We start from the raw sequence: 22,558 nt of genomic DNA on the forward strand, positions 1-22,558 counted from the left end.
CCGTGAGGAGTCATAACAAATAGAACTCTGCGTGCTGCAAGCCATGCCAGAGCAACAGGCATTTCAGGACGAAACCACGGGGTAGCAACCGATGAGCATACTTGAACGGGACCTTCAGGATGTGGATCTCGAGGACGTCACCGAGGCCGACCAGGACCTCGAGACGGAATCGGACAATTCGGCCAGTGACGATGATGCTGCCTTCGAGAAGGCGCTGAGTCGCGAGGACAAGCACTACCACCATAGCCTCGACGCCACCCAGATCTATCTCAACGAGATCGGCTTCTCGCCCTTGCTGACGCCCGAGGAGGAGGTCTACTACGGCCGCCTGGCCCAGAAGGGCGACCCCGCGGGCCGGGCGAGGATGATCGAATCCAACTTGCGCCTGGTAGTCAAGATCGCCCGGCGCTATCTCAACCGGGGGCTGACGCTGCTCGACCTGATCGAGGAGGGCAACCTCGGCCTGATCCGGGCAGTGGAAAAATTCGACCCCGAACGCGGCTTCCGCTTTTCCACCTATGCTACCTGGTGGATCCGCCAGACCATCGAGCGGGCGCTGATGAACCAGACCCGCACCATCCGGCTACCGATTCACGTCGTCAAGGAACTCAACATCTATCTGCGGGCGGCACGTGAACTGACCCAGAAGCTGGATCACGAGGCCACCCCGGAAGAGATCGCCGACCACCTCGACAAGCCGGTCGAGGCGGTGAAGAAGATGATGGGGCTCAACGAGCGTGTCTCCTCGGTGGACTACCCGATGGGCGGCGACAGCGACAAGCCGCTGATCGAGACCCTGGCCGACGACAACGAGCTGGGCCCCGAGTCGTCGCTGGTCGACGTCGACGTCAAGCAGCATGTCGACGAGTGGCTGGCGGAGTTGACCGAGAAACAGATGGAAGTGGTGGTGCGCCGCTTCGGACTGCGCGGGCACGAGGCGGCCACGCTGGAGGAGGTTGGCGACGAGATCGGCCTGACCCGTGAGCGGGTGCGCCAGATCCAGGTGGAGGCGCTGAAGAAGCTGCGCCGCGTACTCGAGAAGCAGGGCCTCTCGATGGACAACATCTTCAACGAGTAGCGGAATCGATGCGCCAAGATGCAGCCGGTCGGAAGGACCGGCTGCATATTTTCTGCATGCTGATGCGTTATCATTAGCCTCCTTATCATGCAGGGATGAAAAGGGGAAAAGAACACATGCTTCGCCCACCTTTCGCACGGCGCTTTCCACGGCGCGGACTTGCCGCTTTTCTCGGCTGCTTCATGATCGGCAATGCCCAGGCAGCCGATCTCTGGACCATCGCCCAGGATGCGCTGGCCAACGATGCCGAACTGTCCTCCACCCAGGCCAGCTTCCAGGCTACCGAGGCCGCGCGGGACGTACAGCGCGGCACCCTGTTGCCCCAGGTCTCGATTGGCGGTAACGCCGCCCATTCGCGTATCTACTCGAGCTCCTTTCAGGGCCAGCAGGGCGCTCAAGTGCCAGGGCAAGGAGCAGATGCGGCCGCCGCCCAGGACGATACGGCCAACAGTGTCGGCCTGAGCTTGGACGCAGAGCAGGCGCTCTACGACCCGTCTCGTCGTGCCCAGCTCGAGCGGGCCGAACGCGAGATCGACCGCGATGCCTTGGGTGTCGATGCCGCCGCTCAGCAACTGCTCTTCAATGTTGCCAATGCTTATTTCGAGATTCTTCGGGCGCACGACATTCTCAGTGCGCGGCGCGCTCAGGAGATCGCCATCAGTCGCCAGTTGGAGCAGGCACGGGAGCGCTTCGAGGTGGGGCTGATCGCGATCACCGACGTTCACGAAGCGCAGGCCTCCTATGATTTGGCCCGCGCCCAGCGCCTCGCTGCGGAAGGGGCCATGCAGGTCAGCTTCGAGGCGTTGGAGCGGCTGACCGGGCATCGCTACGACAGCATCGAGGCGCTGGACGACGAGGTGCCCATTGCCCGCCCCGAGCCGGCGGATCGTGAAGAGTGGGTGGCGCTGGCCATGGCCAACAGCCCCCTCGTACTAGCGGCCGAAGCCGGTGTCGAGGTGGCACGTAGCAGCGTCGAGGTGGCCCGGGCTGGCCAGCGACCGGTGGTGTCGGCCTTCGCCAACTATGGCTGGTCGGATACCGACCGCAGCGGAACCAACCACCAGTCGGAGAGTCAGGTCGGCCTGCGCGCCAGCCTGCCGCTCTACACCGGTGGTTCGACCCAGGCGCAAATCCGCCAGAGCGGCTTCCTGCTCGAAGCCAGCCAATACGACTTCGAGGCGCAGCGGCGTGACACCATCCAACAGGTGCGCTCGCTGTTCACTCGGGTGAACAACGACGTAGAGACGGTCGAGGCACGGCGTCAGGCGATCGTTTCCAACCAGAGTGCACTGGAAGCGACGCGTTCGGGCTATGAGGTGGGCACGCGCAATATCGTCGATGTCCTCAATGCCGAGCAGAACCTGTTCAACGCCATTGCCGAGCATGCCGAGGCGCGCTACGACTATGTCCTCGGTTTGCTGCAGCTACAACAGCAGGCAGGGCTGCTCGGGCCGGATTCGATCCAGGCCGTCAACGCCTGGCTCTCCAATGACGAGCGCGTGTCGCTGGAGTTGCCCGACGAGGCCAATGACAGTCCCGTCATGAACATTGGCGAGCGTCCTCAGGTGCCTTCCTGATGAGTTGCTGAGTATGCGACGTTTTATGGCGTGATATTTTGGAAACCACCGAAAAATCGGTGGTTTTCTTCGTGAAATGGTCTCGAAGATAAAAGATAATTTTGCACCATTTCATTCTTCTGGGAGGTTGCCATGGCCAGGCCGCTGGTTGCCGACATCGACCTTGACGCCCTGCGTCACAATTACCTGCTGGCCCATGAACTGGCCGGTGACAGCCGTGCCTTGGCCGTGATCAAGGCCGATGCCTACGGCCATGGTGCCGTGGCCTGTGCCAGCGCTCTGGAATCGCTGCCTGCCGGTCAGCGCCCGCCGGCCTTCGCCGTGGCCTGCCTGGAGGAGGCCGAAACCCTGCGCGAGGGGGGCATCGAAACGCCCATCGTGCTGCTCGAGGGTATCTTCGAGGCGGAGGAACTGCACCGCGTCGAGGTGTTGGGCCTATGGATGGCGGTGCATAGCGAATGGCAAGTCGAAGCCCTGTTGTCCTCCCGGCCGGCCCGGCCTATCCCGGTATGGCTCAAGGTCGATTCCGGCATGCATCGGCTGGGTTTCCCGCCCGAACAGGTGCCGGCGGTGTGGGAGCGCCTGGTCGCTGCGCCGTCGTGTGCCACTGGCTTGCTGCTGATGAGCCACTTCGCCACTGCCGATGCGATCGATTCCGCCTATTTCGACCGGCAGCTCGCGTGCATGGATGCGCTGGCTCGTCGCCTTGGCGCAGCGCTGTGCCTGGCCAATTCGCCGGCGACCCTGACCTGGCCCCAGGCGCATGGCAGCTGGGTACGCCCTGGCGTGATGCTGTATGGCAGCGACCCATTGGAGCGGCCCAGCGAGGCCAGCCGCCGGCTCGAGCCGGTGATGACACTGCGCTCCGAGATCATTGCCGTACGTGACTTGGCTGCCGGTGAGCCGGTGGGCTACGCCGGCCGCTGGCGCGCACCGCGACCATCGCGCATTGCAGTAGTGGCCTGCGGCTATGGCGACGGCTATGATCGGCATGCCGTCGATGGCACGCCGGTGCTGGTGGCCGGGCAGCGCACGGTGCTGGCCGGCAAGGTCTCGATGGACATGCTGACGGTGGATGTCACCGATATTCCCGAGGCCGATATAGGCACCGAAGTGGTGCTGTGGGGCAGATCCCGTCATGGTGCGGTACTCTCGGTCGACGAAGTGGCTCGCCACTGCGATACCATCAGCTATACGCTGCTGACCGGCATCCTGCCGCGAGTGCCCAGATGCTACTTGCGGCGCGAGTGAGCGTCAGCGACCTTCGTCCCAAACTCGAGCTGAACGGAAACCCTGCATGTCCAAGCGCAACTGGCCCGCTTCCTTCGCCCACCCACGCTTCTGGCCGGCCTGGTTGGCCATCGGGTGCATGCGGGTCGGGGCCTGGCTGCCCTGGCGGCTCAGGCTGGCGATCGGTCGCGGGCTTGGCCTGCTGGCCTGGCGGGTGGTGCCACGCCGCCGGCATATCGTCGATACCAACCTGCGGCTCTGTTTCCCGCATCTCGACGACAACCGGCGCGACCGGCTGGTGCGCGACACCTTCAAGGCCAACGGCATCGGTATCCTCGAGACCGCCACCGGCTGGTGCCGTGATCCCGAGCACCTTCGTCACCGGGTGACCTACAAGGGTCGGCATCACCTGGAGGCCGCCTACGCCCAAGGCAAGGGTGTGCTGATCGTGGGTATCCACTTCTCCACCCTGGACTTGGGCGGAGCGCTGCACTCGCTCTATTTTCCCTCCGACGTGGTCTATCGACCGCACAACAATCCCCTGTTTGACCGTTTCATGACCCGGGCGCGAAGTCGCATCTTCGGCGAGGCAATCGACCGTCACGATCTGCGTGGCGTGGTACGCCGGCTCAAGGCGGGGCACATCGTATGGTATTCACCGGACCAGGATTTCGGCCGCAACGTCAGCGTCTTCGCCCCGCTGTTCGGCATCGAGGCGGCGACGATCCGCCTGACGGCCAAGATCGCGCGCATGACCGGAGCGCCGGTAGTGCCGCTGATGTTCCATCGCAACCCCGACGACCATACCTACACCATCGAGAGCCGCCCACCCCTCGAAGGCTTTCCCAGCGGCGACGAGGTGCGTGATGCGACGCTGGTCAATGCCTTCATCGAGCAGGCGATAGGCAAACATCCGGAGCAGTACATGTGGCTGCACCGACGCTTCAAGACCCGACCGGAGGGAGAGCCGGGCTTGTATTGAACGGTTGCTCTCGGAGCGGGAATGTTTGCTCTGGACTCTGCGGGGATACAAGGCGTAACCGGCGGTAACTTGACGGTTCGATCAGTTCACGCAAGTCTGAAAGACACCTGATTGGGTAACTGCGCCTAGGGATGGCGCCAAGACAGTCAAGGAGGTCTGTTATGCTCGGCAATGCAATGCTGTTCCTGATCATCGCCATCATTGCGGGGGTGCTCGGCTTCACCGGTATCGCGGGTGCGGCCACCACCATCGCCCAGATTCTGTTCTTCCTGTTCATCGTGTTGTTCATCGTTTCGCTGATTACCGGAAGAAGAAAACCGTAGCGCTTTGCGCGTTGTGAACGAAAAGAGGCCTCGCATCAGCGAGGCCTCTTCTTTGCCGCCACTCTTCTTTCCGAGGGCGCGCACGCCGCATTCAGGCGTCGATGCGCTTGTACTTCATGCGATGCGGCGTATCGCTGCCGACCCGCTTGCGATGATCCGCATCGTAGTCGGTGTAGTTGCCTTCGAAGAACACCACTTGGGAATCGCCCTCGAAGGCAAGGATGTGGGTGGCGATGCGGTCGAGGAACCAGCGGTCGTGGGAGATCACCAGGGCGCAGCCGGGGAAGGCGAGCAGGGCCTCTTCCAGGGCACGCAGGGTCTCGATGTCCAGATCGTTCGAAGGTTCGTCGAGCAGCAGCACGTTGGCGCCCTGCTTCAGGGTCTGGGCCAGCTGCAGCCGGCCACGCTCACCACCGGAAAGATCCTTGAGGAACTTCTGCTGGTCGTTGCCCTTGAAGTTGAAGCGGCCGACATAGGCGCGCGAGGAGACCTCGTAGCCGTTGATGTTGAGAATGTCCTGACCGTCGGAGACTGCTTCCCACACCGTCTGCTTGTCGTCCAGCGCGTCGCGAAGCTGCTCGACGTAGGCGATATCGACGGTCTCGCCGACCACCACCTCGCCGCTGTTCGGCTGCTCCTTGCCGGTGATCAGCTTGAACAGGGTCGACTTGCCGGCACCGTTGCCACCGACGATGCCGACAATGGCGCCCTTGGGCACGGTGAAGGTGAGGTCTTCGTAGAGCAGCTTGTCCTCGAAGCGCTTGGACACGCCATGGAACTCGATGACCTTGTCGCCCAGGCGGGGGCCGGGCGGAATGTAGATCTCGTTGGTCTCGTTGCGCTTCTGGAAGTCGCCGGACTGCATTTCCTCGAAGCGATTGAGGCGTGCCTTGCTCTTGGCCTGGCGGCCCTTGGCGTTGCTGCGCACCCACTCCAGCTCGTGCTTGATCGCCTTCTGGCGCGAGGCTTCCTGCTTGGCTTCCTGCTCCAGGCGTTTTTCCTTGGACTCCAGCCACTGCGAGTAATTGCCCTCGAAGGGGATGCCGTAGCCACGGTCGAGTTCGAGGATCCAGCCGGCCACGTTGTCGAGGAAGTAACGGTCGTGAGTGATCGCCACCACGGTACCCGGATAGTCGTGGAGGAAGCGTTCGAGCCATGCCACGGATTCCGCATCCAGGTGGTTGGTCGGCTCGTCGAGCAGCAGCATGTCGGGACTGGAGAGCAGCAGGCGGCACAGCGCCACGCGGCGGCGCTCCCCGCCGGAGAGGTTGCCTACCCGAGCTTCCCAGGGCGGCAGGCGCAGCGCCTCGGCGGCCACTTCCAGCTTGCGTTCGAGGTTGTGGGCGTCGGCGGCTTCGATGATGTTCTCCAGGCGCGCCTGCTCGGCGGCCAGGGCATCGAAGTCGGCATCCGGCTCGGCGTAGGCGGCATAGACGGCGTCGAGCTTGGCCTGAGCCTCCTTGATCTCACCCAGGGCCTCTTCCACGGTCTCGCGGACGTTCTTCTCGTCGTCGAGCTGAGGTTCCTGGGGCAGATAGCCGATGTTGATGCCGGGCATGGGACGCGCCTCACCCTCGTACTCCTTGTCGACCCCGGCCATGATGCGCAGCAGGGTCGACTTGCCGGCGCCGTTGAGGCCCAGTACGCCGATCTTGGCACCGGGGAAGAAGGACAGCGAGATGTCCTTGAGGATCTGCTTCTTGGGCGGAACGACCTTGCCCACCCGATTCATGGTGAAGACGTATTGCGCCATGGAATTCCACTGGGGTTGAGGGTTTCAGTGGTCCCGATGATAGTGGGCGTGCCGGGCAAAGGCCAGCGCTGCAATGCTTGAACGCCTCGCGCTACGTCCCGTGATGAGGTTTGGTGATTGGCTTGCTTGACGAGGCATCCGCGGATGCCTCGTGCCGAGGAAGATGTTGCCTATTCCTCTTCTTCCTCTTCTTCGCCGAGTAGCATCCAGTCGTCTTCGATGGCGCGCTGCAGGCGTCGCTCTTCCAGCAGGGCCTCGACGCGGCGTCGGGCACGCAGGGTGTCGGCGCGACTGGAGGCGCGGGGGCGAACGTACTCGTCGTCGTTCACCGCTTCGAGGAAGTCTTGCTCGTCGTCGTGAGTGTCGCTGACAAGGGGTTCATGGCTCATGCGAAAATCCTCCCATGGCCCAGTGTCGACCGCTCTGCGATCGACGTATCGCACATTCGCTTCGCGTCCGAAGCGACGGACCTGAAGCGCCATCGGCGCCAATGACCGGCACCTGACGGCTATATATATCCGGGAGGAGCCGAGAGCAAGTCCTTTGAGGAATTTTTTTGCAGCACTCGAGCCTGTCAGGTCAGGACGGACCGTACTTGGCCTTGAGCCGTTCCAGCTCCATCTGGGCCTCAACGCGTTCCGTCACGTCCTTCTGCACCCCGATGTAATAGGTCAAGTTGTCGTCGGCATCGAAAACCGGGGTGATCGACAGCTCGTTCCAGAACATGGTGCCGTCCTTGCGGTAGTTGCGCAGGACTTCACGACATGGGCGACCATCACTCAGGGCCTTGCGGATATTGGCCAGCGCCGGCTGGTCGCGATCGTCGCTCTGCAGGAAGCGGCAGTCCTGGTAAAGAATCTCGTCAGTACTATAGCCGGTGAGTCGCTCGAAGCCCTGGTTGACGTAAATCAGAATATTCTCGTCACCTTCCTGCTCGGCGACCACGATACCGTCCTCCGAGGCATCGACGATGCGCTCGAGAAGCTCAGGGCTGATCAATGGGGCGCGTTTCATTCAAGGCATTCCTGGCTGAGACGTGGCGGTAACACAACGTGACTATGCTACATCATGGCCAGCCTTCGCCACGTTGACAACGCTGTGGGCTACTCGACTTCCGGCAAGCGTGCGGCCGAGGCGGCGGCGGCCAGCGCCATGGCGGCCAGCATCACCAACAGCCAGTCGGTACCCAGCCAGTGGGCCAGCAACCCCGTTGCACCGCCCACCAGCAGCATCATTGCGCCTGTAATGGTGTTGGACAGCGCTACGTAGAGGGCACGCCGGTCCTGGCCTGCCATGTCGACCAGGTAGGTCTTGCGGCCCAGGCGTACGCCGGCATGGACGATCACCAGCAGGGCGTAGACCAGCGCGTAGGGCCATACCGTGGCCGTCCACTCGCCTGGTAGCCAGGCAATGCTTGCGCCAAGCAGGCAGCAGGCCGCGGCACCCAGACCGCTATCGCGCAGCACACGGCGGCTCGAGGCGTCGGAGCGCTTGCCCCAGACAGGGCTTGCCACCATGCCGGCAAGGCCCGAGACCACGATCAGCACCCCCAGGCCGCCCAGTTTGGTGCCGCTCTGCTGCTGACCGAGCAAGGCCACGTAGGGCAATGCCAAGGCGCTGGCCAGCAGTAGCGCGCGCGACAGGTTGAAGTGCAGGAAGTCGCGATCGTCGCGCAGCAGGCGCAAGCCCAGCTTGATGCTGCTCCAGGCGTTCTCGCCACCCTCCACCGCGCCCGGCGTCTCTTTGATGCGCGCCGCGCAGAGGGCATTGAGTGCCCAGCCGAACGCGGCAATACCCAGCAATACCGCCAGGGCCAGCTCGCCGGGGCGGTCCTCGAACAGCATCAAGGCGCCACCGGCCGCCAAGGTGACGGCGCCGGCCACGCTGCCGCTCCAACCCATCAGGTTGCCACGGCGGCGCTTGGCGATGGTCTTGCCCAGTACGTCCTTGGTGGCGATGGAAGAGAGCCCCCGGGCCAGCGATAGCGCCACCAGCGTGACCAGTACCAGGGCGCCACCAAGACCACCCTGGCCGAACAGCGCGAGCAGGGCCAGCATGGCAGCGGCCAGGGCCTGCAGGCAGCCGCCGGCGACCCATACCCACTTGCGCTGTGGCTTGAGCCGAATGAAGCCGGCGACGAACAGCTGCGGGAGCAGGGCGCCCGATTCGCGGATCGGCACCAGCAGCCCGACCATCCACAGCGGGGCGCCGATCACCCCAAGCAGCCAGGGCAGCACCAGGCGGGCGCTGGAAAGCTCGTCGGCCAGCTTGTTGCCCAGCGCGGCGAACAGGTGCAGGAAGAAATTTCGCGGCTGCTCCTGACAGGCTTCGTCGGCGATGTCACGGCACATGCGGCTGTCTTCGTCGCCGGTCAACCATTCGTACAGGCGCGACTGGCTGATCTCGCGTTCGGCCATTCTGGCTCCTTGGCTGCTATCATCGTGGTTTTCATTGTTGCGACAGGGTCTTCGCATGTCACGTATCCGCATCCATTACTGCACTCAGTGCCAGTGGCTGCTGCGCAGTGCCTGGCTGGCCCAGGAGTTGCTCTCCACCTTCGGTGAAGAGCTGGAGGAGGTCGCCCTGGTGCCCTCGCATGGGGGCTATTTCGAGATCTTCTATGACGACGAGTCGCTATGGGAGCGCAAGCGTGACGGTGGCTTCCCCGATAGCAAGCAACTCAAGCAACGGGTGCGCGACCGCCTCGCGCCCGGGCGCGACCTGGGGCACATCGACCGATGAGGGCGGAAGCAACGAACGCAGAGGTGCTGAGCCAGGATCGCCAGGCGATCCTGTTCGGCCTGGGAGCGGTGGCGCTGTGGTCCACGGTGGCCACTGCCTTCAAGGTGGCGCTGAGCTACATGTCGCCGCTGGAGCTGATGTGGCTGGCGTCGCTGGTGTCGTGGCTGCTGATGGGCGCGCTGGTGGTTCGCCAGGGCCTGCTCGGCGAGGCACTGCGAGGTGGTTGGCGCACCGCCGCCTGGGCCGGGTTGATGAACCCGGTGGCCTACTACCTGGTGCTGTTCGGCGCCTACGACCGCCTGCCCGGGCAGGAGGCCATGGCGCTCAACTATACCTGGGCGCTGGCCATGGCCTTCCTTGCGGTCCCCCTCCTGGGCCAGCGCCTCACCCGCATCGACGTGCTGGCGGGCTTGGTCGCCTACTCGGGCGTATGGGTGATTGCGACGCGTGGCCAAGTCTTCGACGTGGCCTTTGCCGATCCGCTGGGCGTGGGGCTGGCATTGGCCTCCACGCTGCTATGGGCGCTCTACTGGCTGCTCAACGTGCGCGACCGGCGTCCGCCGCTGGTGGCACAGTGGCAGAACTTCAGCGTCGGCCTGCCGGTGCTCACGCTGCTGATGCTGCTCGGCCCCGGCTTTTCCTGGCACGGTTGGGCGGCCTTGGGGGCTGGAATCTACGTCGGCCTGTTCGAGATGGGCATCGCTTTCGTGCTGTGGCAGTTGGCCGTACACCGGGTGTCGCGCACGGCTCGGGTCTCCAACCTCATCTTCCTGTCGCCGCCGGTGTCGCTGCTGTTGCTCTACCTGGTAGTGGGCGAGCCGATCCTGGCCTCCACCCTGGTCGGCCTGGTGCTGATTCTCGGCGGGCTGGGGTTGCAGCAATGGCAGAAGAGCCCGAGCGCAGCGGATCAGTCGTGAGTGGCTTCGGCCAGCTCCACGCCGTTGCTCTCCAGCAGCGCGGCAAGCTCGGGCCAGACGTTGTCGAGGATGATCGGCTGGGCATCGGTGGTGGGATGGATACCGTCGTCCTGCATCATGCCCTCCTCGAGCGCCACCCCTTCCAGCAGGAAGGGTACCAGCGGCGTATCGTAGGTGTCGGCCAGGCGGGTGTAGACGTCGGTGAAGGCGCGACGATAGGCCTGGCCATAGTTGGGCGGTATGTCGATGCCGAGCAGCAGTACCTCGGCGCCTGCGGCCTGGCTGGCTTCGATCATGGCGGCGAGGTTGGCCTCCAGCTGGCTCGGTGGCAGGCCGCGCAGGCCATCGTTGCCGCCCAGTTCGAGCAGAACGATGTCCGGGGCGTGCTGTCCGATTAGCTCGGGGAGCCGACTGGCGCCGCCGCCGCTCGTCTCGCCGCTGATGCTGGCGTTGACGACTCGCGCGTTGCCGTCCAGCCGCTCTGCCAGCAGGTTGACCCAGCCCGCCTCCTGCTCGAGGCCATAGGCGGTACTCAGGCTGTCGCCCATGACCAGCAGGACCGGCCGTTCGGCTGCCTGGGCTGGTGTCGCCGCCAGGGTCAGGGCAACCAGGAGGCCAGCGGCAAGGCCAATGGTGCGGGAAGGCCACCGGGCCAGCCGGGCACGACATACGCTTACCAAACCAATGGGGAAACCTACCACCATGACCGACTCCTCGACTCGAGATGCTGTTTCGCTTGCCACCGCCCCCGGGCAGGAGGCTAAACCGATTCTACATGCTCGCCAGCTGAGCAAGCAGGTCGTGAGTGGCGAACGGCGGCTCACCATTCTGAGTGGATTGACGCTTGAAGTGTTCCCTGGTGAGAGCGTGGCGATCCTGGGGCAGAGCGGGGCGGGCAAGTCGACCCTGCTGGGCTTGCTGGCGGGGCTTGATGAGCCGAGCGGCGGCGAACTGGCACTGTTCGGCGAATCGCTCGGCAAGCTCGACGAGGACGGACGCGCGCGGCTGCGGGCCGGCCGGGTCGGTTTCGTGTTCCAGAACTTCCAACTTCTGCCTACCCTGACGGCGCTGGAAAACGTGCTCTTACCCCTCGAACTCTCGCCGCTGCCCGATGCTGCGGCCCGGGCTCACGACTGGTTGGCACGGGTAGGCCTAGGCGAGCGCCTGGAGCACCTGCCGAAGCAGCTTTCGGGCGGCGAGCAGCAGCGGGTGGCGCTGGCGCGTGCATTCGTTACCGGCGCCGAGCTGGTCTTCGCCGACGAGCCCACCGGCAATCTGGACCAGGCTACCGGCGGGCGCATCATCGACCTGCTGTTCCAGCTCAATCGTGAAGCCGGTACCACTCTGGTGCTGGTCACTCACGACCATGCCCTGGCAGCGCGTTGTGACCGCTGCCTGCGCCTGGAGGAGGGGCAGTTGATCGAACTCGTGCGCGACGAGGTGGGGGCATGAGTCGGCCGTCGAACCAGGCGGCCGGCAGCAACCTGCTGCGTCTCTCGGGGCGCGGGCTGCTGCGCGACCTGCGTGCCAGCGACGTACGCGCGCTGTTCGTCGCCCTGGCGCTGGCGGTGGCCGCCTCGACCATGATCGGCTTCTTCCTCGACCGCCTGGATCGGGGCCTGACCCGGCAGGCCGGGCAACTGCTCGGCGGCGACCTGGTGCTCGAGCAGGGGCGCCCCTTCGATGACGAGCTGCGCCGCACCCTGGAGGAGGCCGGCATGGCGCTGAGCGATCAGGTCGATATGGTGACCATGGTCAGTCTCGGCGACGCCTTCCAGCCGGCCAGCCTCAAGGTAGTCGACAGCGTCTATCCCCACTATGGTCAGGTCCATGTCGATCGCGGCGAGGGCATCGAGACCGTGGCCCACGGACCCGCTCCCGGCGAAGCCTGGCTGGCGCCACGCCTGGCGCTGCTGCTCGAGGCCGAGCTGGGTGACCGGATTCAGGTCGGCGAGGGCGAATTGACGGTGACCGGCCTGGTCGAACGCGAACCGGATCAATCCGCCGGCTTCGCCAATTTCAATCCGCGCCTGATGATGCATGCCGATGACCTCGACGCTACTAACCTGGTGCAGCCAGGGGCCCGGGTGGAGTTCGAGCTGCTTGCCGCCGGGCCACCCCAGGCGCTGGAACAGGTGGGGCCGCTGATCGATAGTCTGCGCCGCGATGGGGTCGATGTGCGTGACGTCAGGCGCGACCGCCCGGGGCTTGGCAATGCCCTGGAGCGTGCCGAGAAGTATCTCAGCCTGGCCGGGCTTGCGGCCGTGCTGCTGGCCGGCGTGGCAGTGGCCATGGCGACACGGCGCTACGTCGAGCGTCACCTCGATACCGCGGCCTTGCTGCGCTGCTTCGGTGCCACCCAGCGTGACCTGGTCTGGCTCTTCGCATTGCAGCTGCTGTGGCTGGCACTGGCGGCATCGATCCTGGGGGCGTTGCTGGGCCTGATCGGTCAGGCCGCGCTGCTGGCACTGTTGACGGCCTTCCTGCCGCTCACCTTGCCGCCGCCGGGCTGGCTGCCGCTGTGGCTTGGCATACTGACGGCCCTGGCGGTGCTGGTCGGTTTCGCCGGCCCCACGCTGCTGCGACTCAAGCGGGTCAGCGCACTCAAGGTGCTGCGCCGCGAACTCGATCCGTTGCCGGCCTCGGCCTGGCTGGTCGTGCTGGTGGCCAGCCTGGTCTTCGGCGGCCTGCTATGGCTCTACTCCGGCGACTTCGGCCTGGCGGCGTCGCTGCTGATCGGCGGGCTCGCCATGCTGGTGATGCTGTGGGGGTTGGGGTCACTGTTGCTTGGCCTGGTGCTGCGCCTCGCCGCCCGCCTGCCTCAGGGCGATGGGGGCCAGGGCGAGTTGTCTCAGGCCGTGCGCCTGGGCGGGCGCCAGCTGGCCCGGCGCCGCAGTGCCAGCCTGGGCCAGCTGCTCGCCTTCGCGGTGACCTTTTTCGCCATGGCGATGATCGCCCTGGTGCGCGGGGATCTGCTTGCGACCTGGCAGGCTCAGCTTCCAGAGGATACGCCCAACTACTTCGCCATCAACATTCAGCCCGGCGAGCGCGAGGCGTTCATCGAGGCCCTCGAGGCCAATGCCGACGACCGCACGGCCCTGTATCCGATGGTGCGTGGTCGTCTCACGGCCATCAACGGCGAGCCGGCGCGTGAGGCGGTGCCGGCGGAGTCACGCGGCGATAACTCGCTGCGCCGCGAACTCAACCTCACCTGGCAGGCCGAGCTGCCGGAAGGTAACCGGGTGGTGGCCGGCCGATGGTTCGACGAACGGGAAGATGCGCGGGCAGGCTGGCTCGATGCCGTGGATGCCGAGCCCCACGATGCCGCGGTGCCGATCTCGCTGGAGGATGGTCTGGCCGAACGCCTGGGGTTGGCGCTCGGCGACCGGGTCTCCTTCACCATCGGCGGCGAGGAGATCGTCGGCGAGGTGGCCAGCCTGCGCAACCTCGACTGGGACAGCTTCCGGCCCAACTTCTTCGTCATCTTCCCCCCGGGAGTGCTGGAGCGCTTCGGCCACAGCTTCATCACCGCCTTCCATCTCGAGGCCGGGCAGGGAGAGACGCTGCGCCACCTGGTGCAAACCTTCCCCGGGGTTTCACTGCTCAATATCGATGCCATCCTGGCTCAGGTGCGCGACGTGGTCACTCAGGTAACCCGGGCGGTCGAGCTGGTGCTGGCATTCGTGCTGCTGGCCGGAGTCAGCGTGCTCTACGCGGCACTCACCGCGAGTCGCCCGGCCCGGGCGCATGAAAGCGGCCTGCTGCGGGTCTTCGGTGCGGGGGGCAGCCTCATCTCCCGCGTCCAGGGCGCCGAGTTTGCCATCCTGGGGCTGGCCAGCGGGATGATGGGGGCGCTGCTGGCCGAGCTGGCCACCGCCGGTATTTATGTGGCCTGGCTCGACCTGGCACCGCGCTTCCATCTGTGGCTGTGGCTGGTGCTACCGATCGGCGGTGCGTTGTTGATCGGGGCCATCGGTCATGCCCTGTCGCGCGGGCTGCGCAAGCAGGCGCCGGCGGCCAGCCTGGGTCTGCTCGGCGAAGCCTGAGACATTGGCCAGGCGCTGGCCATTGCGTTGAACTGTCATTGGCCAGTGTCGCGCACGAAGCGGCTGTGTCAGCGCCATTACGGTTACACTGTGTAATCGTGGCGCTGGCTAACATCGCCACCTTCCTTACCCAGAGGTGTCACAGGAGGTGATGTCGATGCACGCACTTCGCCCCCAGGCGGTTCGCCTGGGCCAGACCCTGGCCTTCGTTACGCTCATGAGCGCTTGCAGTGTGGCGGCCGCCAACGCCGAACGGCTCGAAGCCGACCTGCGGGCCCTGTTCGGCGAGGGCGGTAGTCTCTCGTTGGGCGAGGTCTCGAGCGCCATGCTTCGCTCGCGCGTCACCGCCGAAGACATCGTCTTCGAAGCGCAGGAAGGTGAGCGCCTGTTGATCGAGCGTTATATCGTCAGCGGCGATTATGACGCACCTGACGAGGTGACGCTGGAAGGCATTCGCATCGAGGACAGCCTCACCGAGCTGACCCTGATGAGCGCGGAGCGCATCGTGATGGGTGAACCCTCGCGTGCCGTGTTCCCGCTGCACATGGAGCTGGACCCTAATGAAGTGCGCCTCGGCAGCCTGGCCATCGATGGGATGGTGATCGAACTGGCCTCGGAGTTTGCCGAAGAACTCTTCCTCGACACGCCGCTGCAGTCGGGCCAGGGACGCATGACCATCGACAAGGTGCGCGGTGAGGCGCTGACCCATGATGCCATCGGCATGCTCGAACTCACCGATGTGGCCGGGGTGGCCGAGGAGCTGGACGAGTTCGGATCGGGCTCCTTTACCTTGGCCTCGCTGCGCCTCGAGGGGCTGACGGGAATCGATACCCAAGGCGAGGAGAAGCTGGCTTCGCTGGTGTTGCGCGACCTTGTCGTGGAAAGCAGTGAACTGGTGGGTAGCCTGACCCTGCTCGATGTCGATGGCGATTTCGAGGATGGCAAGGGTGGGATGCGCCTCGAGGGGCTGCACGTCGACCTGGCACGCATGATAGAGCTCGCTCCCGAGGCGGAGCGCACCCAGTTGCGCATGGTCAACAATGTCTTGACCAATGGCAGCGGCGAGCTGCGGCTTGACGCTGCTTTTCTCGGCAGCTGGAAGGAGAAGGGCGACCACCATGTGCTGGTCAGCGACAGCCATGTCGACCTGCATGACGCCCTGCGCCTGGTCTTCGACATCAACCTGCCGCTGCGGCTGCCGCCGGGAATCGAACCGGTCGACGCTTTCACCGGTGCGGAGTGGCTGGAGGCCGCGACCCTTCTGGGGGGCGACTTGCGCCTGGCCCTGACCGACCTGGGCCTGTTCGCCCGCCTGGCCACCCTGGGCGCGGCCACGGAGGGCATCACCGAGGCGCAATATGTCGAGCAGGCCCGCACCCAGGCACAGGGTTTCGGCATGATGTTCGGCCCGGAAGCTCAAGCGGTCCTGCTGGGACTGGTGGAGCTGCTGGAGGGAGCCGCCGAGCAACTGGAAGTGCGCATGACGCTGCCATCGGAAAGCACCATGTCCAGCTATACGAGCGATCCGCTGGAGGTGCCGAGCAAGCTCAAGGTAAAAGTCGAAACCCGCTAAACCCAGCATGAGAATTTCTGCACTGACCCATGATGGCCTTTCATGTGAAAGCCGTCATGGGCTGGGGTATCATGGCGCATCCCGATTCTCCCGTGATGCGAGGTTTCCCGCCGATGTTCAGCCGTGACATGACGATTGCCGGTTTCGATGACACCCTGTTCGATGCGATGCAAAACGAGGTCGCTCGCCAGGAAGTACACATCGAGCTGATCGCCTCCGAGAACTATGCCAGTCCTCGGGTGCTCGAAGCCCAGGGCAGCCAGCTGACCAACAAGTACGCGGAAGGCTACCCCGGCAAGCGCTACTATGGCGGCTGCGAATACGTCGACATCGTCGAGCAGCTGGCCATCGACTACGCCAAGCAACTGTTCGACGCCAGCTATGCCAACGTCCAGCCCCATTCCGGCTCACAGGCCAACAGTGCCGTGTTCCAGGCGCTGGTCAAGCCGGGCGACACCGTACTGGGCATGAGCCTCGACGCGGGCGGGCACCTGACCCACGGCGCCAAGCCGAACTTTTCCGGCAAGCACTACAACGCCGTGCAGTACGGTATCGACGACACTGGCCGCATCGACTACGAGGAAGTGGCTCGTCTGGCCCGTGAACACCGGCCGAAGATGATCATCGCCGGCTTCTCCGCCTACTCCCAGATCATCGACTGGGCCCGGTTCCGCGAGATCGCCGACGAAGTCGGCGCCTACCTGCTGGTCGACATGGCACACATCGCTGGCCTGGTGGCCGCCGGTATCTACCCGACCCCTCTGCCTCATGCCCACGTGGTGACTACCACCACCCACAAGACCCTGCGCGGTCCGCGCGGCGGCCTGATCCTTTCCGCCGAGGGCAACGAAGAGATCGAGAAGAAGCTGCAGTCCGCCGTCTTCCCGGGTGGCCAGGGCGGCCCGCTCGAACACGTCATCGCTGCCAAGGCGGTGTGCTTCAAGGAAGCCATGGCGCCCGAGTTCAAGAGCTATCAGCAGCAGGTGGTCAAGAACGCCCAGACCATGGCCGGCGTGTTCATCGAACGCGGCTATGACGTGGTCTCCGGTGGTACCGAGGACCACCTGTTCCTGCTCTCGCTGATCAAGCAGGGCTTGACCGGCAAGGACGCGGACGCCGCCCTGGGTCGCGCCCACATCACCGTCAACAAGAACGCCGTGCCGGGCGACCCGCAGAGCCCGTTCGTCACCTCCGGCCTGCGCATCGGCACCCCGGCGGTGACCACACGCGGCTTCGGCGAGAGCGAGTGCCGTGAGCTGGCCGGCTGGATCTGCGACATCCTCGATACCATGGCCAAGGGCGGGGATACCGCTGGTATCGAAGCGGAAGTGAAGGGCAAAGTGGAGGACGTTTGCGCCCGCTTCCCAGTCTATCGCTGATCGCGTGCGAGAATCGCCCAACACCCCGCGCCGTGTCACACGGCGCGGGGTGTTTCGTTAGAACAGCTTGCCAGCGGCCCGGTGGTGCAGGCGTCGCTGGATCATTCGATGATCAAGTTGCCGCTATCGAGCATCTTGGTCATCAGGTCGGCCGCATCGGAGGCTTCGAAGGCCAGCTGCAGCTCGGCGAGGGAAGCGTTGTCGAAAACGATCTTCTGATCGACGCCGCTGCCCTGTGTTTCGATATGCAGTTCGGCCTTGCCGTCCACTTCGGTAAAGAGCAGTTCGGCATCGCCGCCGAGCAGGTCTTTGAGGTCGATCTTGTCATCTTCTGTCTTGCTGAAGTCCATGATCCTGTCGACGGCGGGAGTGGCCACGCTGCCCTGATCGCCCAGCATCCACTTGAAAGTGTCGGCGCCCGCACCGCCCCAGAGAATATCGTCTCCCTGGCCGCCAATGAGGGTATCGCCGCCATTGCCGCCGAACAGCTGGTCGTTGCCGTCCCCGCCATACAGAGTGTCGTTGTGTTGGCCACCGAACAGGATGTCGTCGCCGCTGGAGCCATTAATGACATCAACGCCTCGGAAGCCGAAAATGATATCGTCGCCGGTAGCCGGGTCGCTTTCAGTTCCTTCTCCGCCTAACAGAGTCCCATCGAGATTTTCAGGATTCTGCTGATTTTGCCCTCCAGACGTGCCCGCAATAAAGGTGAACGTTTTATAGTAGCTCGCGCCCTCACCATCTTGGTCCGTTACCTTGATGGTCACCGTAAAGCTACCCTCTGCCTCTTCAATGACCTCGCCGGTCTTGAGCTTCAGCTGGTTCCCGTTGACGATCTCGAAGCGGTCGTCTCCATCCTCGATTTCGAAGGTGTGGGTATCATCAGCATCGGGATCAACGGCAGATAGGGTGCCGATGACTGCCCCCGAGAGGGTCTGTCCGCCATCAGCGGCATTGCCAGCTCCATTCAGGCTCTGAGAGAAGTCAAGGTCGATATCGAGGCGAATATCGGTTGGCGCCTGATTCTCGACCTCGCTGCCCGGCACGGAGTAGCTATCGAAGAACCAGCGTTCCTGAGAGGTTTTACCCTTGTACCACAGGAAGGAATCTTTCTCGCCGCTGAAAAGCTCTGTCAGCTCGAAGCTCCCGCTATCGCCGAAGGTCAGGTAGGGCGCGCCATCGATACTGTTCTGGTTGAGTTCTACCTTGTAGTTGCCCTCCAGGAAGGCATCGAGCTGATCGCCCTCGAGCTGGGCCTGTAGCCAGGCCGTGACGCCTGGATCACCGAGTACGACGCTGCTGAGCCATGCCGTGTACTCCTTGGAAAAGACGTTCTGGCTATCCAGATTGGTGTCACCGAGGTACTGATAGAAGGATGTCATCGTACGAATCCTCAATGCCTGATCTTGGTTCGAGTTGGAACAGGCATTGGCCAAGTCGGGCTCGCTGCCTGTTTCGCCGCCTTGTGTTTCTTCTGGTTATATCAAGGCGCCTGGTTCAGGCGGCCCGGCTGTCTCGCGAGGATGAGACCCGTGGCTTTCCGTCCCTGCATCGCTGCAGGTTTGGCGGTACTGATGGCGCTAAGCGCAGCGTCTGTAGAGGAGTAAGCTCCCTGCGGGCGACCGGCTCAATTCAAATTGTTGCCTAAAAGTAAATTTGTGCAACTGATTTGTTGTGAGGCGGTGGCTGTCGGTTTCTTTCAAGCATGAAGAGAATCACGCGCATCGATCATTTTTCTACAGCTCGGAATCTCTTTTGCCCACCGCGTGCTACCGTGAACGAAACGGCTTGTATCTCTTCGTAAAGGGCTTTTCGCGCCAACGTCAGTCTTGCAGGTGACCCTCGATGGGCAGGAAGCAGGAAGTTTCGGAACTTCAGCATGCGCTGCATGCCTGCCGGGCTTCCTTTGCCTCGGTGGGCCTCTTCAGCCTGTTCGTCAACCTACTGATGCTGGTACCGGCCGTCTACATGCTGCAGGTCTACGACCGCGTACTTGCCACCATGAGCGGCGAAACCCTGCTGATGCTCACCTTGGTGGTGGTCTTCCTGTTTCTCGTCATGGGGCTGCTCGAGCTGGTGCGTTACCGCATGTTGGTGCGTATCGGCAATCGCCTCGATCTCCGGCTCAGCGGAAGGCTCTATCAAGCCATGTTCCGGCACGGCCTGCTCACAGGGAGCCGGCAGTCGGCTCAGCCGCTTACCGATCTGGCCACCCTGCGGCAGTTTCTTTCCGGCAATGGGCTACTGGTCTTCTTCGATGCCCCTTGGGTACCGGTCTACCTGGCAGTGCTGTTTCTCTTTCACCCCTGGCTGGGGTTGTTCGCCACGCTGGCCGGCCTGTTGCTCCTGGTACTGACCGCTGTAGGCGAAAAGATCACCCAGCCGCTGCTGAGTGAAGCTGCTGCCGATCAGATCAGGGCGAATGAGCTGGTCGATGCCAACCTGCGCAACGCCGAGGCGCTGCATGCCATGGGTATGCTGCCTGGCATGCTGGCGCGCTGGTCACAGCGTCATCAGCGCTACCTGGCCGGGCAGTCGCTGGCCAGCGACCGGGGTGAGGCGCTGGCCAGTACTGCGCGCGTGCTGCGCTTGCTGGCTCAGTCGCTGATCCTGGGGTTGGGGGCTTGGCTGGTGCTGAGGGCGGAGCTGACGCCGGGAATGATGATCGCAGGCTCCATCGTCATGGGGCGGGCCCTGGCGCCCATCGATCGCATGATCGGCACCTGGAAGGGCTTCGTCTCTGCCCGTGGATCCTATCGCCGCCTTGCGGAGCTGCTATTCAAGGTGCCGCTGGAGCCCGAACGGATGCGGCTGCCAAGGCCAAGGGGCCAGCTGTGTCTCGAGAGCGTGACTGCGGCCGTACCGGGAGGGCGGATACCGGTCCTGCGCAATATCCAATTCGAACTGGCCCCTGGAGAGCACCTGGGCATCATCGGACCTAGTGCCGCCGGGAAATCTTCCCTGGCTCGGGTCATGCTGGGTATCTGGCCGGTCCTGGCCGGCAAGGTGCGCCTGGACGGTGCCGACATCGCCTGCTGGGATCGCGAGGTGCTGGGGCCGTGCATCGGCTATCTGCCCCAGGACATCGAACTGTTCGATGGCACTATCGCCGAGAACATCGCCCGCTTCGGAGATGTCGATGCGTCCCGGGTAGTGAGCGCGGCTCGCAAGGCCGGTGTGCACGAGATGATCCTGAGCCTTGGCGATGGCTATGACACCATGATCGCCTCCGGTAGCGGCCTTTCAGGCGGCCAGCGGCAGCGCCTGGCCCTGGCTCGCGCGCTCTACGGCGACCCTGTCCTGGTAGTACTGGACGAGCCGAATGCCAACCTCGACGACCGTGGCGAGCAGGCCCTGGCCGCGGCGATGTCGGCACTCAAGCAGGAGGGCGTCACGCTATGTGTCGTCAGTCACCGGATCAGCGTATTGAAGGGAATGGATCGGCTGTTGCTGTTGCGCGATGGCGAGATGCAGCTCTGCGGCCCGCGTGAAGAGGTGATGGCAAGCCTGGCCGTCAAGCCGGTGCCCGTCGCCACCGCAGAGACACCCGCAAGCGTAGCGACATCGGCAAGGATGCCCGTGGAGAGACGGCAATGAATATCAAGCATGACATGCACGAACGCAGCGGCACGAGGGCTGGTAATTCGATGACCGAGCCTGCACCGCCGTACGTTCCCATCGACGCACGCCGCTATCATCGCCTCGGTCTGCTGGTGTTGCTGCTGGGACTGGGGGGATTTGCCGGCTGGGCCTTTACCGCGGAGCTCTCCGTGTCGGTGGTTGCGCCGGGCCATGTGGCGGCGGAGTCCTCCCGGCGCACGGTTCAGCACCTCGAAGGAGGAATCGTGCGTGAGATTCTGGTAGAGGATGGTGATCGGGTGATGGCAGGCCAGCCGCTGATCGTGATCGATGATACCCACGCCCGTAGCCAGCTGCAGATCATGCGTTCGCAGTATCTCATGCAGCGGGCGACGGAGTTGCGTCTGCTGGCCGAGCAGCAGGGTAGCGAAATTCTGGCGATTCCCGAAGAGCTGGCAGCAAGCGACTTGCCGAGGGTTCAGGAGGTGCTGGCTCTGCAGCAGGCGCTGTTCGTCGCCAGGCGCCAATCTCATCGCGGCACCCTGGAGGCACTCGACGAGCAGGTGGTGCAGCTACGACGCCAGATCGAAGGGCTGGAGGAGACGGTACGCCTGGGCGAGCGTCACCTGGCCTCGCTGCGCGCCGAGGAGGACGACTTGCGCGGGCTCTTTGCCAGGGGGCTCGTCAACAATCTGCGGCTGCGAGAAGTCGAGCGAGACCTGCTGCAACTCGAGGGTGAAATAGCTGGCCGACGTGCCGAGATCGGCCGGCTTGGCTCGCAGCTGAGCGAGAACCGCATGCAGCGTGAGATTCGCATGCAGGAGTTTCACAAGGAAGTCGGCGAGCAACTGCGCGACGTTCAAGCTCGGGTGTCGGAGGCCGAGGAGCGCATTATCTCGCTGTCGGATCAGGTGCTTCGTACCACTATCATGGCGCCAGTGGACGGTACCGTGGTGGATCGCCGGGTACACTCGAGCGGTGATGTGGTTCGCCCCGGGGATCCGCTGCTCGATCTGGTGCCGGCGGGGGACGGATTCCTCATCGAGGCACGCGTGCCCGGACGCGACATCGACCGGCTTCATCCAGGCCAGGCGGCGGAGATCCGCTTTTCCGCCTTCAACCAGCGCCGAACCCATTCGATCCCGGCCGTGATCGTCTACGTCAGCGCAGACAGTCAGCTTGACGAGGCGACCAATGCCCGTTTCTACCGCGTGCGTCTGAGGGTATCCGACACCGGGCGCGAGGCGCTTGACGGTCAGATGCAACTGCTGGCGGGGATGCCGGCTGAGGTCATGATTCGCACCAGTGAGCGGACCTTCGCCAGTTACTTGCTCAAGCCGCTCACCGACATGTTTGCCAGGGCGGTGCGGGAAGATTGA

General features: G+C 64.1%; 19 protein-coding genes and 1 riboswitch. Of the genes, 13 read left to right on the plus strand and 6 right to left on the minus strand.

Annotated elements, in window-relative coordinates; all coding sequences use genetic code 11:
- Nucleotides 1-91: 91 nt before the first annotated feature.
- The 5 genes from rpoS to ACUY1T_RS14050 all read left to right on the plus strand — a co-directional run bounded on the left by rpoS (nt 92) and on the right by ACUY1T_RS14050 (nt 5,190).
- A complete protein-coding gene (gene rpoS / locus ACUY1T_RS14030) occupies nt 92-1,078 on the plus strand; it encodes an RNA polymerase sigma factor RpoS (RefSeq protein ID WP_446023797.1) in 987 nt (328 codons plus the stop codon).
- A gap of 116 nt (nt 1,079-1,194) precedes the next feature.
- Nucleotides 1,195-2,655 carry a TolC family outer membrane protein gene (locus ACUY1T_RS14035; protein WP_446023799.1) on the plus strand — a complete coding sequence of 487 codons (1,461 nt, stop codon included), beginning with the start codon at nt 1,195-1,197 and terminating at the stop codon, nt 2,653-2,655.
- A 132-nt stretch (nt 2,656-2,787) separates the two neighbouring features.
- The gene (gene alr, locus ACUY1T_RS14040; protein WP_446023801.1) at nt 2,788-3,906 is read left to right on the plus strand and encodes an alanine racemase; all 1,119 of its coding nucleotides are present in this window, start codon (nt 2,788-2,790) and stop codon (nt 3,904-3,906) included.
- 46 nt (nt 3,907-3,952) lie between these two features.
- Nucleotides 3,953-4,867 (plus strand): LpxL/LpxP family Kdo(2)-lipid IV(A) lauroyl/palmitoleoyl acyltransferase, encoded by a 915-nt coding sequence (gene lpxL / locus ACUY1T_RS14045; protein ID WP_446023803.1) that lies wholly within the window; start codon nt 3,953-3,955, stop codon nt 4,865-4,867.
- 161 nt (nt 4,868-5,028) lie between these two features.
- Nucleotides 5,029-5,190: a DUF1328 domain-containing protein gene (locus ACUY1T_RS14050; RefSeq protein WP_086509399.1), complete on the plus strand. Its 162-nt coding sequence runs from the start codon at nt 5,029-5,031 to the stop codon at nt 5,188-5,190.
- A 91-nt stretch (nt 5,191-5,281) separates the two neighbouring features.
- Here ACUY1T_RS14050 and ettA read toward each other — a convergent pair whose 3' ends face one another.
- The 4 genes from ettA to ACUY1T_RS14070 form a co-directional block, all read right to left on the minus strand.
- The gene (ettA, locus tag ACUY1T_RS14055) at nt 5,282-6,943 is read right to left on the minus strand and encodes an energy-dependent translational throttle protein EttA (RefSeq protein ID WP_446023805.1); all 1,662 of its coding nucleotides are present in this window, start codon (nt 6,941-6,943) and stop codon (nt 5,282-5,284) included.
- A gap of 170 nt (nt 6,944-7,113) precedes the next feature.
- On the minus strand, nt 7,114-7,332 hold the full coding sequence (locus ACUY1T_RS14060) for a PA3496 family putative envelope integrity protein (protein WP_167116619.1): 219 nt from the start codon (nt 7,330-7,332) through the stop codon (nt 7,114-7,116).
- 190 nt (nt 7,333-7,522) lie between these two features.
- A complete protein-coding gene (locus ACUY1T_RS14065) occupies nt 7,523-7,957 on the minus strand; it encodes a PAS domain S-box protein (RefSeq protein ID WP_446023807.1) in 435 nt (144 codons plus the stop codon).
- A gap of 89 nt (nt 7,958-8,046) precedes the next feature.
- On the minus strand, nt 8,047-9,360 hold the full coding sequence (locus ACUY1T_RS14070; RefSeq protein WP_446023809.1) for an MFS transporter: 1,314 nt from the start codon (nt 9,358-9,360) through the stop codon (nt 8,047-8,049).
- Between the two features lie 55 nt (nt 9,361-9,415).
- On the opposite strand from ACUY1T_RS14070, the gene ACUY1T_RS14075 reads away from it, so the two are divergent.
- Together ACUY1T_RS14075 and ACUY1T_RS14080 are read left to right on the plus strand one after the other, a co-directional pair.
- Nucleotides 9,416-9,685, plus strand: coding sequence for a SelT/SelW/SelH family protein (locus ACUY1T_RS14075; protein WP_167116628.1), 270 nt, complete (start codon nt 9,416-9,418; stop codon nt 9,683-9,685).
- Between the two features lie 26 nt (nt 9,686-9,711).
- Nucleotides 9,712-10,602 carry a DMT family transporter gene (locus ACUY1T_RS14080; protein ID WP_446023975.1) on the plus strand — a complete coding sequence of 297 codons (891 nt, stop codon included), beginning with the start codon at nt 9,712-9,714 and terminating at the stop codon, nt 10,600-10,602.
- On the opposite strand, the gene ACUY1T_RS14085 is transcribed toward ACUY1T_RS14080, so the two are convergent.
- Nucleotides 10,593-11,306 (minus strand): arylesterase, encoded by a 714-nt coding sequence (locus ACUY1T_RS14085; protein ID WP_446023812.1) that lies wholly within the window; start codon nt 11,304-11,306, stop codon nt 10,593-10,595. The genes ACUY1T_RS14080 and ACUY1T_RS14085 overlap by 10 nt on opposite strands.
- On the opposite strand from ACUY1T_RS14085, the gene ACUY1T_RS14090 reads away from it, so the two are divergent.
- The 4 genes from ACUY1T_RS14090 (at nt 11,305) to glyA (ending at nt 17,600) form a co-directional block, all read left to right on the plus strand.
- Complete coding sequence (locus ACUY1T_RS14090; protein WP_446023814.1) at nt 11,305-12,054, plus strand: ABC transporter ATP-binding protein; 750 nt, start codon at nt 11,305-11,307, stop codon at nt 12,052-12,054. The two genes, ACUY1T_RS14085 and ACUY1T_RS14090, sit on opposite strands and share 2 nt — an antisense overlap.
- Nucleotides 12,051-14,648, plus strand: coding sequence for an ABC transporter permease (locus tag ACUY1T_RS14095; RefSeq protein WP_446023815.1), 2,598 nt, complete (start codon nt 12,051-12,053; stop codon nt 14,646-14,648). Before ACUY1T_RS14090 ends, ACUY1T_RS14095 begins: the two co-directional genes overlap by 4 nt.
- 157 nt (nt 14,649-14,805) lie before the next feature.
- Nucleotides 14,806-16,221: a hypothetical protein gene (locus ACUY1T_RS14100; RefSeq protein ID WP_446023817.1), complete on the plus strand. Its 1,416-nt coding sequence runs from the start codon at nt 14,806-14,808 to the stop codon at nt 16,219-16,221.
- Nucleotides 16,222-16,334: 113 nt separating this feature from the next.
- On the plus strand, nt 16,335-17,600 hold the full coding sequence (gene glyA / locus ACUY1T_RS14105; protein ID WP_446023977.1) for a serine hydroxymethyltransferase: 1,266 nt from the start codon (nt 16,335-16,337) through the stop codon (nt 17,598-17,600).
- A 101-nt stretch (nt 17,601-17,701) separates the two neighbouring features.
- Here the strand turns inward: glyA and ACUY1T_RS14110 are convergent, their stop codons facing one another.
- Nucleotides 17,702-18,982 carry a type I secretion C-terminal target domain-containing protein gene (locus ACUY1T_RS14110; protein ID WP_446023819.1) on the minus strand — a complete coding sequence of 427 codons (1,281 nt, stop codon included), beginning with the start codon at nt 18,980-18,982 and terminating at the stop codon, nt 17,702-17,704.
- A 115-nt stretch (nt 18,983-19,097) separates the two neighbouring features.
- Nucleotides 19,098-19,177: riboswitch (cyclic di-GMP riboswitch) on the minus strand.
- Nucleotides 19,178-19,445: 268 nt separating this feature from the next.
- Here ACUY1T_RS14110 and ACUY1T_RS14115 point away from each other — a divergent pair.
- On the plus strand, nt 19,446-21,197 hold the full coding sequence (locus tag ACUY1T_RS14115) for a type I secretion system permease/ATPase (RefSeq protein ID WP_446023821.1): 1,752 nt from the start codon (nt 19,446-19,448) through the stop codon (nt 21,195-21,197).
- Nucleotides 21,194-22,558: an HlyD family type I secretion periplasmic adaptor subunit gene (locus ACUY1T_RS14120; protein WP_446023823.1), complete on the plus strand. Its 1,365-nt coding sequence runs from the start codon at nt 21,194-21,196 to the stop codon at nt 22,556-22,558. Before ACUY1T_RS14115 ends, ACUY1T_RS14120 begins: the two co-directional genes overlap by 4 nt.

This window comes from Billgrantia sp. Q4P2 (assembly GCF_052806135.1).